Consider the following 10,992-nt stretch of genomic DNA (forward strand, 5'->3'; position numbering starts at 1 on the left):
GCAGGCCGATCTCGCCGACGCGACACCCACATCCGTCGCCAAGACTCGACAGGCTCGACCGACCCGCACCCGCACCGAACGGAAGGACCACCGATGACCGACACCCTCTCATCGAAGACGGCGCCCGCCGTGCGGCGCCCGCTCACCTCCCGTCCCGGCGTGCGGGTCGCCGGCGGGCTGCTGTTGCCGCTGCTGATCCTCGTGGCGTGGCAGCTGAGCAGCACGCTTGGCCTCGTGACGATCGCCCAGCTGCCGCCGCCGGCATCCGTCTGGATCGCCGCCGTCGACCTGTTCGAGCGCGGCCAGCTCACCCTCTACGTGGCCATCTCCACCCAGCGGGTGCTCATCGGCTTCGCCATCGGCGCCGCCCTGGGCCTGGCGACCGGTGCTCTCGTGGGTCTCTCGCGCGCCGCCGACATCTTCTTCGCCCCCACGCTCGGCGCAATCCGCGCGGTGCCGTCGCTGGCCTGGGTGCCGCTGCTGATCATCTGGCTGAAGATCGGCGAGGAGTCGAAGATCACCCTGATCGCCATCGGCGCGTTCTTCCCGGTGTACACGACCGTCGCGCAGGCCCTCCGGCACGTGGACAAGCAACTGGTGGAGGCCGGACGCGCCTTCGGACTGCGCGGCGTGCCGCTCTTCGGTGCCGTGCAGCTGCCGGCGGTCATCCCGTCGGTCATCTCCGGGCTGCGTCTGGCCCTCGCCCAGGCCTGGCTGTTCCTCGTCGCCGCTGAGCTGATCGCCGCGTCGATGGGCCTCGGCTTCCTGTTGTCCGACTCGGGGAACAACGGCCGGGTCGACCGCATCCTGCTCGCCATCATCCTGCTCGCCCTGCTCGGCAAGCTCACCGACGCCATCCTGGGTGTGTTCGAGAAGTGGGCCATCGCCAAGTGGGCCTGACCCGCTGCTCGCGGTAGTCCCCGCGGCACGAGTTCATCCCCGCGGCACGAGTTCATCCCCGCGGCACGCGTTCGTCCCCGCGGCACGCGTTCGTCCCGGCGGCACGCGTTCGTACACGTGCCGCCGGGCACAACTCGTGCCGTGACACCGGCGGGGCGCACGTTACGCCGCGTTGCGCGGCTCCCTGCACCGGATGCCCGCCCTGCGTAGCGTCGAACGTGCCAGTCAGTCCCACCACCAGAACCAGCCGCGGAGTGTGCCCATGCCGAACACCGACACCAGCACCGACACCAGCACCACGCACACGCCGGCCACCCGCGCCGCCACCGCTGACTGGACCGACACCAGCGCCACCATCCGCAATCTCTCCACCGAGCACCGCCGCTACCCGGCGCCGGCCGCCTTCGCCGCCCAGGCCAACGTCGACGCCTCCTGGTACGAGAGAGCCGCCGCCGACCCCGTCGCGTTCTGGACCGAGCAGGCCAGGCGCCTGCACTGGGCCGAACCCTGGCACACCGACCACAGCTGGCAGCCCGCCGCACCGGATGCCGACGGCGTGCTGAGCGTGCCGCGAGCGGAGTGGTTCGCCGGCGGCAAGCTCAACGTGGCGGTGAACTGCGTCGACCGCCACGTGGCCGCCGGCCGCGGCGACAAGGTCGCCTTCCACTTCGAGGGCGAGCCAGGCGACCGGCGTACCCTCACCTACGCCGAGCTCGAGAAAGAGGTGGCCCGCGCCGCGAACGCGCTCACCGAGCTCGGCATCGTGCAGGGCGACCGGGTCGTCATCTACCTGCCGGTGATCCCCGAGACGATCATCATCACCCTCGCGGTCGCCCGCCTCGGCGCCATCCACTCGCTGGTGTTCGGCGGTTTCTCCGCCGAGGCGCTGCGCTTCCGGGTGGAGGACACCGGTGCCAAGCTGCTCGTCACCACCGACGGCCAGTTCCGCCGCGGCAAGGCCGTGCCGGTGAAGTCCGCCGCCGACGAGGCCGTGGCCGGCGTGGACTCGATCGAGCACGTGCTCGTGGTGCGCCGCACCGGCGACCTGACCCCGGACATCCCCTGGACCGCCGGGCGCGACGTGTGGTGGCACGACAGCGTCGACACGGCATCCGACACGCATGAGCCGGAGTTCTTCGACGCCGAGACGCCGCTGTTCATCATCTACACCTCGGGCACCACCGGTAAGCCCAAGGGCCTGGTACACACCAGCGGTGGCTACCTCACCCACGCGTCGTGGAGCCACTGGGCCGTGTTCGACGTCAAGGAGGACGACGTGCACTGGTGCACCGCCGACCTCGCCTGGGTCACCGCGCACAGCTACGTGCACTACGGGCCGCTCTCCAACGGCACCACCTCGGTGATCTACGAGGGCACCCCGAACACCCCGCACCCCGGCAGGCACTTCGAGATCATCCAGCGCTACGGCGTCACCACGTACTACACGGCGCCCACCCTGATCCGCACGTTCATGACCTGGTTCCCCGCTGGACTGCCCGCCGAACACGACCTGTCCAGCATCCGCCTGCTCGGCTCGGTCGGCGAGGCGATCAACCCCGAGGCCTGGGTGTGGTTCCGGGAGAACATCGGCGCCGGCACCGCCCCGATCGTGGACACCTGGTGGCAGTCCGAGACCGGCGCGGCCGTGATGGCGCCGCTGCCCGGGGTGAGCACGCTCAAGCCCGGCTCGGCCCTGCGCGCCCTGCCGGGGCTGACCACCCTGGTGGTGGATGACGCGGGTGAGCCGGTTCCGCACGGCACCGGCGGCTACCTGGTGCTGGCCGGCACCTGGCCGGGCATGGCCCGCACGGTCTGGGGCAACCCCGAGCGCTACCGCGACTCCTACTGGGCACGATTCAGTGAGCAGGGCTACTTCTTCAGCGGCGACGGCGCCAAGTACGACGACGACGGCGACATCTGGCTGCTCGGCCGGGTCGACGACGTCATCAACGTGTCCGGCCACCGGCTCTCCACCATCGAGATCGAGTCGGCGCTGGTGTCACACCCGGCCGTCGGCGAGTCCGGCGTGGTCGGCGTCGCCGACGCCACCACCGGCGAGGGCATCGCGGCTTTCGTGATCCCCGCGGTGGCCCCGCACACGGATGACCCGGCCGCCTGGCTGGCGCTGTCGGCCGAGCTGGCCCCGCAACTGCGGGCGCACATCACCCACGAGATCGGCGCGGTGGCCAAGCCCCGCGACGTGTTCCTGGTGCCCGACCTGCCCAAGACCCGCTCGGGCAAGATCATGCGCCGCTTGCTCGGCGACATCGTCGACGGCCGCCCATTGGGCGACGTCACCTCGCTGCAGGACGACACCGTGCCCGCCCGCATCCAGTCACTCGTGCGCGCCGCCCGCCCCTGACCCGCCGCCCGCACCCACGGTCGAACTGTTCCCGAAGCGGACAAGTGCGCCCGGTGCGCCGGACGCAAATGTCCGCACGGGCAACAGTTGGGGCAGGTTAGTGCCGGGCGGCCGCGGCCAGCACCCGGCGGTGCGTCTCGGGGTGGCTGAGGATGCGGAAGTGTCCGCCGGTGTTGATCAGCACGTTCTCGGCGCCGGGCAACACGCTGCCCTCGGGGATGTGCGGGTCGAAGCGGCCGAACACCGACACGACCCTGTCGTTGAGGCGGGCATCCGCCCCGAGCGCGGCCAGCTGCGGGTTGGTGCCGGCGAACGCGCGCAGGCTGGGCACGAGCATGTACCGGGCGTACCGCGAGCCGGAGAACGGGGTGCTGATCGCGATCAGACGCGCCACCCTGTGCTCGGGATCCAGCTGGGTCATCAGGTATTTGCCGATCAGGCCGCCCTTGCTGTGCGCCACGATCACCAGATCATGCAGCTCACGGTCGCGCAGGTACTCGGCCACGATCTCGGCCGACGGCACCACCGGCCGCCGGTTGGTGTGCAGCGGCGTCACCACGTGCACCGGATGCCCCGCCTCGTGCAACACCCGGATCAGCGGGCGCATGAAGTGCCAGCTTTCGTAGATCCCCGGGATGATCAGCACCGGAGCCGCCTCGCCCGTGGCGAAGTCGTCTGGGTCATCGCGGGCGAGGGCTCCGCGTAGCTGCGCGAGCACGGCGTACCGGTAGTCGAGCAGCCAGGAGCCGGCGTTCCGCAGCGCCTGCCGCGGCCGCCGCCACACCGAATCAGCGCCGAGCCGGATCACGTCGCGACAGCCTCGTCCAGCGGGGTCGCCGGTCTTCCGGCGTGTTCGCGGATGCCCGCCGCCGTCGCGGTGGCGGCGCTGAACTGCACCAGATGCCGGCCGGGCAGTTCGAGCAACCGGCCCAGCGGCGCCTGCGCGGCGAGGTGCACCCCCCAGTCGTGCCGTGACACCGGGTCGTCCTGCCCACGGATCACCAGGGTGGGCGCCACGACGTCCCGCAGCCCGAGGTCGGTGCGGTAGGCCAGCATCGGCCGCAGCGTGGCGACGTACCAGCGCGGGCCGCAGCGCAGGTAGTCACGCAGCACGATCATCATGCCGGCGAACGGTTCCTTCACCGTGTCCCGGCCCAGGTCGAGGGCCTGACGCAGCACCGAGGCGCGGGCGGGGTCGGTGACCCCGCCGATGAGCACGAGGCGCGCCACGACCGCCGGATGCCGCACGGCCGTCTCTGTCACGAACTGGGCGCCCATGGAATGACCGACCAGCACGACCGGGGACGGGCTGAGCATCGGGAGCAACTCGCCGAGGTAGTCGGCGTACTGGGCGATCGACACCCCGTGCGGCGGCTTCGGCGACCGGCCGAACCCGGGCAGGTCCACCGAGTGCACGGCGCCCGTGGCCGCGAGCTCCTCGTGCAGCCGGTCGAGGTAGCGGTGCGACATGCCGATGCCGTGCACGAGCACGAACACCGGCGCATCCGTCGTACCGGGGCCGGCCGTGGATCGCACGGTGACCGTGACCCCGGTCAGTGGCAGCCGCAGCTCACGCACCGCGGTGCATCCGCCCACCGGCACTCACAGCCGTCACTCCTGCGGAACCCGCACGCGCAGGCCGCCTGGCAGCACCCGGGCCTTGAACGCGGTGGCGGTGCCGAAGCCGTCGCCGTCGAGCTCGATCTCCTCGGGCCGGCTGAGCTTGACCGTGATCTGGCTGCCCTTGACGTAGTTGAGCGCCTCGACCTCCTTGGTCATCATGCGCCGGCCGAGCGGGGTGCGGCGCAGCACGCCGTTCTCCCAGAACACCTTGACGATGATCTGCAGCCAGTGCACAAACCCCTCGGGGCGCAGCATGAGCATCTGGAACTGGCCGTCGTCGATGACCGCGTCCGGCAGCAGCAGCACGTTCGCGGTGAGTGTGCCGGTATTGCCCACGATCACGGTGTGCGCGCGCACCGACTTGGTGGGGCCGCCGTCGAGGCTGTACTTCAGGCGCAGCTGGTTGCGGTCGCGCAGGGCCGTGATGATCGCGCCCACGTAGGCGAGCCAGCCGATCTTCGCCTTGAGTTCGTCGTTGGTGCTGGCGAGCATCTTGGCGTCCAGGCCCAGGCCGGCCATCACCAGGAAGGCGTGCTTGGTGATGCTCTCGTCGTCGTGCCGAATCTCGATCCGGCCGATGTCGACCTTGCGCTCGGTTCCGGTGAAGGCCGTGTTGATCGAGTGGTCCAGGTTGTCCAGGGAGAGGTTGAGGTTGCGGGCCAGCAGGTTGCCGGTGCCGGAGGGCAGCAGGGCCAGCGCGGCATCGCTGCCGTGCACCACCTCGGCCACGGCCCGAACGGTACCGTCGCCGCCGGCCGCGATCACCACGCTGGCGCCGGCGTCGAGTGCATCCTGCGCGGCACCCTGGCCAGGGTCTTCCTTCGAGGTTTCGAACCAGAGCGTCTCGCCCCAGCCCGCCTTCGCTTCCGCGGCGGCGACAACCTTCTTGATGGCGTCGAGGTCCACCTTGATCGGGTTGTAGACCACGGCGGCCACATCGGTGGCCGCGGCGTTGTCGGTGGGGCTGGTGGCGGCGTCAGTCGGTGACGTCATGCACGGTCTCCTCAGGCAGGTCAGCGGATGGTCCGCTCGATTGATCCCGCTGCGGCCGGCAGCGTACGGGTGCACCCACGCTACACGGCTGGGCCGCGAGTAACCCGGGCTTTCCCAACTCCATTCCCAGGTCACCCACACCCAATCCGGTGCGTGGACCGGCCAAACCCTGAGACGATATTCAGGTGACTTCTGCCGGAAAGACCCCACAGCCGACGCCCGCCCGTTCTTTCCGGGTCTCCCGGCTGGCCTGGCCCGCCTTCGGAATCGCCGCGGTGGTGATCCTGCTCGACCAGGCCAGCAAGTGGTGGGCAGAGGCCGAACTCGGCGACGGCCAGGTCATTCCGGTGATCGGCGACCTCATCCGGTTCGTGCTGGTCTACAACCCGGGTGCCGCGTTCTCGATCGGCTCCGACTTCACCTGGATCTTCGCGGTCGCCGCCGCCGCCGCGGTCGTCTGGATCACCGTGCTCACCTGGCGGGTCGAATCGCGCGGCTGGATGGTCGCGCTCGGCCTGCTGCTCGGCGGCGCCACCACCCACCTCGGCGACCGGCTCTTCCGCGACCCCGGCTTCGCCCGCGGCCACGTGGTGGACTTCATCGGCTACGGCAACCTCTTCGTGGGCAATATCGCCGACATCGCCATCTTCGCCGGTGCGATCATGCTCGCCGTGCTCACCGTGATGGGTGTGCACCTGCGCCGCCCCGATCCGGCCGACGACCTGCCCGCCGCCGCGGATGCATCCGCCGACACGACGGACCAGGCCGACACCCTGCCGCCCGCCCACCCCCGCGGCTCCGCCGACACTCCGAGCTGAGCTCCCCGGAGCCCGCCGTCGCCCGGCCCTAGGCTGGGCCTCATGCGATTCGGACTCTTCATTCCCCAGGGCTGGCGTCACGACCTCGTCGGCATCGACCCCGCCCGGCAGTGGGCCACCATGAGCGGCCTCGCCGCGCACGCGGATGCCGGCGCCTGGGAATCGATCTGGGTGTACGACCACTTCCACACGGTTCCGGTGCCCAGCGAGCAAGCCACGCATGAGGCGTGGACCCTGATGAGCGCCTTCGCCGCCACCACCAGCAGGGTGCGGCTCGGCCAGATGTGCACCTGCATGAGCTACCGCAACCCCGCCTACCTGGCCAAGGTGGCCTCCACGATCGACATCATCTCGGGCGGCCGCGTCGAGATGGGCATCGGCGCCGGCTGGTACGAAAACGAGTGGCGGGCCTACGGCTACGGCTTTCCGCGCGCCGGCGAGCGCCTCGCCCGCCTCGACGAGGGTGTGCAGATCATGCAGCAGGCCTGGACCACCGGCACCGCCACCCTGGCCGGCGAGCACTACCAGGTGGATGGCGCCATCGTGCGGCCGTTGCCGCTGCAGGAGGGCGGCATCCCGATCTGGATCGCCGGCGGCGGCGAGAAGGTCACCCTGCGGATCGCCGCGCAGTACGCGAACTACACCAACTTCGACGGCACGCCAGAGGGCTTCACGCACAAGAGCGACCTGCTGCGTGAACACTGCACCACCCTCGGCACCGACTTCGACGCCATCGTGCGCTCGGCCAACTACAACACCGTGATCGGCCGTGACGAGGCCGAGGTCGCCGAGCGGCTGGACGCCATTGAGGCGCGGGTCACCCCGTACCTCGGTGTGGAGGGCGCGGCGAGCTTCATGGCCGAGTACCGCAGCGGCGAGGCGCAGGGCGTCGGCACGCCGGAGCAGGTCGTGGAACGGCTGAACGGCATGAAGGCGCGCGGCCTCGGCTACGCGATCCACTACTTCCCCGAGGCCGCCTACGACAGGTCGGGCCTCGAGCTGTTCGAGCGCGAGGTCATGCCGGCGCTGCTGTAGCGCCGGCAGCTCGCCCAACTGTTCCCCGTCCGGACATCTGCGCCCGGCGCACCGGGCGCACCTGTCCGCTTCGGGAACAGTCACGGTCGACGGGGCCGCGGCAGGGGCGGCGCCGGATGCGATAATCGAACAGGTCGGACAGCCCCTGCGGTTCCGACCGAGCGGCCCGCGTGCATGAACCCGGGCGGACCGAACCCCAGCGGCACAAGATCGGACACCATGTCCAGCACGAACACCCCCGGCCACGCCGACGCCCCCGAATCGGGCATCACCGTCGCGCCCGAGCCGGACGCGGCCGCCGACATCCACTGGCGTGACGGCGACACCGAGCACACCGCCCGCTGGCATTCAGAGGGCGGCTGGCCGGCACCCAAGCGGGTGGTGGTCGTCGACGACACCCTCACCGCGGATGCCGCGTACCGGCTGGCGAAGTCCGGCACCGGCCTGCTCTGGCAGGGCGACTTCCAGAACGCCCGGCAGTTGCTCACGGCGATGGCCCGGCGCGTGGACCGGCGCCGGCGCGCCCCCGCCACCGGGTTGTCGGCCGCGTTCGAGGTGAGCCGCACCGACGCCCTGCGCCGCGCCCGGCTGCTGGGCCTGGTGCTCGTGCAGCTCGACGCCGACCACACCCTGGGCCTCCGCCGCGCCCCCGACGTGCGGCAGGCCTGCGACGAGGCATACGGCCCGGGCACCGACGCGACGGTTCTGTCCCTCCGCGAGCTGCTCGGCGTGATCGGCGCCCATGAGTGGCGTGTCAAGGGCGTGCCGGTCGCGGCGCTCGGCGACAACATCCACCCGCACTACGGCGTCTTCTCGCCGGTGCGCGGCGAGTACCTCGACCTCGTCGCCACCGCTCCCCTGCCCGCGACCGGGCTGGCGTACGACATCGGCACCGGCTCCGGTGTGATCGCCGCGATCCTGGCCCGCCGCGGCATCGCCCGTGTGGTGGCCACCGACACCTCGCCGCGCGCGTTGGCCTGCGCCCGCGAGAACCTGGCGCGTCTGGGCCTTGCCGACAGGGTCGACGTCGCCCTGACCGACCTGTTCCCGCCGGAGCGCGCCGACCTCGTGGTCTGCAACCCGCCCTGGCTGCCGGCCCCGGCCGCGACGAGCACCGACGCGGCCGTCTACGACCCCGACAGCCGCATGCTCCGCGGCTTCCTGGCCGGGCTCGCCGGGCACCTCACCGACGCCGGCGAGGGCTGGCTGATCCTTTCCAACCTGGCCGAGCTGCTCGGGCTGCGCTCTCGCGGTACGCTGCTCGACCTCATCGACGACGCGGGCCTCACGGTGGTCGCGCGCCTCGACACCCGGCCCACCCACCGCAAGGTCGCCGACACGTCCGACCCGCTGCATGCGGCGCGGGCGGCCGAGGTCACCTCGCTCTGGCGGTTGCGCCGGGCCTGACCAGAGACGGTGCCCGGGGAGTTGGACGGTCGCCGGCCTGGGTGGCACGTGGAGCATTCACTCCGGGGGCTGCGAGGCCCCGGTCGTGCCCGTCATCCGCCACCGCGCCCACGGCCACACGCCGTCCATCTCCACCTCGAGCGAGAAGCTCAGCAGCACCCTGATGATCACGATCGCGCCGAGCACCAGCACGCTCTCGACCGTCGGTTCCACCACGATCGTGCGGATGATGTCGGCCACGATCAGCACCTCAAGGCCCAGCAGGATGGCCCGGCCCAGCTCCCGCCGCATGCTCTGGTACGCCATCGTCCTGGTGTCCGGGCGGAGCATCCGCGGGATGCCGGCCACCAGCGCCGCCAGCCCGCCGAACACCATGATGGCCGCGCCGACCACCTCGACCACCCGCACGGCCGCCTCGACCACTTCCTCGAACGTCATCCGCGCCTCTCCCGCCGTCGCCCTTGGCGCGAAGATACTCCCACCCTCGCCGGGCGAGCGTGCCCCGCTGGTCGGACCCTGTACGAACAACCGCGCCGTAGGCTGATCGATACCGCCCACATCCGTCCGCACAGAGACCCAGGGATCCCGATGACCGCACCCCGCCGTCCCGCCTCCGGCACGGACACCAGCCTGCACCCACGCCTGCAACGCAGGGTGGTGCGGGTGCTGATCCTGGGCCAGATCCTCGGCGGCATCGGCATGGGCGCCACGCTCTCGCTGGGCGCGCTGCTCGCCGCCCAGCTCTCCGGGTCGAACGCCTGGTCGGGCATGGCCGCCACCATGAGCACCCTGGGCGCTGCCCTGGTGGCCGTGCCGCTGGCCCGCCTGGCTCAGGCCAACGGCCGGCGCCGGTCCCTCGCCACCGGAGCCGGCATCGCCGGGGTCGGCGCCATCCTGGCCATCACCTCGGTCGCGCTCGACACCTTCCCGCTGCTGCTGCTCGCCCTGATGCTGCTCGGCGCCGGCTCGGCCACCAACCTGCAGGCCCGGTTCGCCGCCACCGACCTGGCCGGCCCCACCACCCGTGCCCGCGACCTGTCGATCGTCGTGTGGTCGACCACCATCGGTGCGGTCCTCGGCCCCAACCTGTTCGGCCCCGGCGAGGTCGTCGGCGCTCAACTCGGCCTGCCGCCGCTCACCGGGGCGTTCGCCTTCTCCCTGGCCGCGCAGGTGGGCGCCGCCCTGGTCTACACGATCGGGCTGCGGCCCGACCCGCTGCTCACGGCCCTGTCGGCGCGCGAGGCCCGGCCGGCCAACACCCGCCAGCACGGCGGGCTGGCCATCGTGCGCAGCAACCGGCTGGCCCGCTACGCCGTCGCAGTCATCGCCCTCAGCCACGCCACCATGGTCGCGCTCATGTCGATGGCGCCGGTGCACCTCACCGAGCACGGCGCCTCGCTCACCATCGTGGGCCTGACCATCAGCCTGCACGTGGCCGGCATGTACGCGCTCTCGCCGGTGTTCGGCGCCCTGGCCGACAGGGTGGGGCGGATGCCGGTGATCCTGGCCGGGCAGGCGCTGCTGCTGGCCGCGCTGGTGCTGTTCTGGGTCGCCGGCGACAACGCCACGGCCATGACCGTGGGGCTGATCCTGCTCGGGCTCGGCTGGTCGGCATCCGTCGTGGCCGCCTCGACGCTGATCACGGACGCCGTCGGGGTGCACGACAGGTCGGCGCTGCAGGGCTTCTCCGACCTGTCGATGAACGCCGCGGGCGCCCTTGGCGGGGCCCTGGCCGGCCCGGTCCTGCTGCTGGTGGGCTACTCGGGCCTCGGCGTCGCGGCGATGGCCCTCGTCGCGGTGGTCGTGGCCTGGTCACTGCTGCGCCGCCCGACCACCTCGCCCGCGGGCTGAGCG

10 protein-coding genes are annotated in these 10,992 nt (G+C 71.6%); 6 read left to right on the top strand and 4 right to left on the bottom strand.

The features are described from left to right. The first annotated feature begins 93 nt into the window (after positions 1-93). Together K2F54_RS03770 and acs are read left to right on the top strand one after the other, a co-directional pair. Positions 94-900, top strand: coding sequence for an ABC transporter permease (locus K2F54_RS03770; protein ID WP_220604519.1), 807 nt, complete (start codon positions 94-96; stop codon positions 898-900). Between the two features lie 262 nt (positions 901-1,162). After that, positions 1,163-3,262, top strand: a complete 2,100-nt coding sequence (acs, locus tag K2F54_RS03775; protein ID WP_220604520.1) for an acetate--CoA ligase — start codon at positions 1,163-1,165, stop codon at positions 3,260-3,262. A gap of 97 nt (positions 3,263-3,359) precedes the next feature. Here the strand turns inward: acs and K2F54_RS03780 are convergent, their stop codons facing one another. Genes K2F54_RS03780 through K2F54_RS03790 form a run of 3 tightly spaced genes read right to left on the bottom strand, consistent with a single transcriptional unit; the run spans position 3,360 to position 5,878 of the window. Further along, on the bottom strand, positions 3,360-4,070 hold the full coding sequence (locus tag K2F54_RS03780) for an esterase/lipase family protein (protein WP_308287501.1): 711 nt from the start codon (positions 4,068-4,070) through the stop codon (positions 3,360-3,362). Continuing rightward, a complete protein-coding gene (locus K2F54_RS03785; protein WP_220604521.1) occupies positions 4,067-4,858 on the bottom strand; it encodes an alpha/beta fold hydrolase in 792 nt (263 codons plus the stop codon). Before K2F54_RS03785 ends, K2F54_RS03780 begins: the two co-directional genes overlap by 4 nt. 15 nt (positions 4,859-4,873) lie before the next feature. Beyond that, positions 4,874-5,878: a diacylglycerol/lipid kinase family protein gene (locus K2F54_RS03790; RefSeq protein WP_220604522.1), complete on the bottom strand. Its 1,005-nt coding sequence runs from the start codon at positions 5,876-5,878 to the stop codon at positions 4,874-4,876. Between the two features lie 185 nt (positions 5,879-6,063). Between K2F54_RS03790 and K2F54_RS03795 the strand changes: the two genes are divergently transcribed. The 3 genes from K2F54_RS03795 to K2F54_RS03805 all read left to right on the top strand — a co-directional run bounded on the left by K2F54_RS03795 (position 6,064) and on the right by K2F54_RS03805 (position 9,138). Then, positions 6,064-6,696 carry a signal peptidase II gene (locus K2F54_RS03795; RefSeq protein WP_308287502.1) on the top strand — a complete coding sequence of 211 codons (633 nt, stop codon included), beginning with the start codon at positions 6,064-6,066 and terminating at the stop codon, positions 6,694-6,696. A 42-nt stretch (positions 6,697-6,738) separates the two neighbouring features. Then, positions 6,739-7,731, top strand: coding sequence for an LLM class F420-dependent oxidoreductase (locus K2F54_RS03800; protein WP_220604523.1), 993 nt, complete (start codon positions 6,739-6,741; stop codon positions 7,729-7,731). Between the two features lie 219 nt (positions 7,732-7,950). Further along, positions 7,951-9,138 carry a methyltransferase gene (locus K2F54_RS03805; RefSeq protein WP_220604524.1) on the top strand — a complete coding sequence of 396 codons (1,188 nt, stop codon included), beginning with the start codon at positions 7,951-7,953 and terminating at the stop codon, positions 9,136-9,138. A 57-nt stretch (positions 9,139-9,195) separates the two neighbouring features. On the opposite strand, the gene K2F54_RS03810 is transcribed toward K2F54_RS03805, so the two are convergent. Beyond that, the gene (locus tag K2F54_RS03810; RefSeq protein WP_220604525.1) at positions 9,196-9,576 is read right to left on the bottom strand and encodes a DUF1622 domain-containing protein; all 381 of its coding nucleotides are present in this window, start codon (positions 9,574-9,576) and stop codon (positions 9,196-9,198) included. A gap of 150 nt (positions 9,577-9,726) precedes the next feature. Between K2F54_RS03810 and K2F54_RS03815 the strand changes: the two genes are divergently transcribed. After that, positions 9,727-10,989, top strand: a complete 1,263-nt coding sequence (locus tag K2F54_RS03815; protein ID WP_220604526.1) for an MFS transporter — start codon at positions 9,727-9,729, stop codon at positions 10,987-10,989. Positions 10,990-10,992: the final 3 nt, after the last annotated feature.

It is taken from the genome of Cryobacterium inferilacus (genome assembly GCF_019599185.1).
Taxonomy (GTDB): domain Bacteria; phylum Actinomycetota; class Actinomycetes; order Actinomycetales; family Microbacteriaceae; genus Cryobacterium; species Cryobacterium inferilacus.

What these genes read in the sequence shown, in the direction of transcription:
- K2F54_RS03800 (WP_220604523.1), top strand. Translation starts at nt 6,739, where the DNA reads ATGCGATTCGGACTCTTCATTCCCCAGGGCTGGCGTCACGACCTCGTC.
- acs (WP_220604520.1), top strand. Translation starts at nt 1,163, where the DNA reads ATGCCGAACACCGACACCAGCACCGACACCAGCACCACGCACACGCCG.
- K2F54_RS03805 (WP_220604524.1), top strand. Translation starts at nt 7,951, where the DNA reads ATGTCCAGCACGAACACCCCCGGCCACGCCGACGCCCCCGAATCGGGC.
- K2F54_RS03810 (WP_220604525.1), bottom strand. Translation starts at nt 9,576, where the DNA reads ATGACGTTCGAGGAAGTGGTCGAGGCGGCCGTGCGGGTGGTCGAGGTG.
- K2F54_RS03770 (WP_220604519.1), top strand. Translation starts at nt 94, where the DNA reads ATGACCGACACCCTCTCATCGAAGACGGCGCCCGCCGTGCGGCGCCCG.
- K2F54_RS03790 (WP_220604522.1), bottom strand. Translation starts at nt 5,878, where the DNA reads ATGACGTCACCGACTGACGCCGCCACCAGCCCCACCGACAACGCCGCG.
- K2F54_RS03815 (WP_220604526.1), top strand. Translation starts at nt 9,727, where the DNA reads ATGACCGCACCCCGCCGTCCCGCCTCCGGCACGGACACCAGCCTGCAC.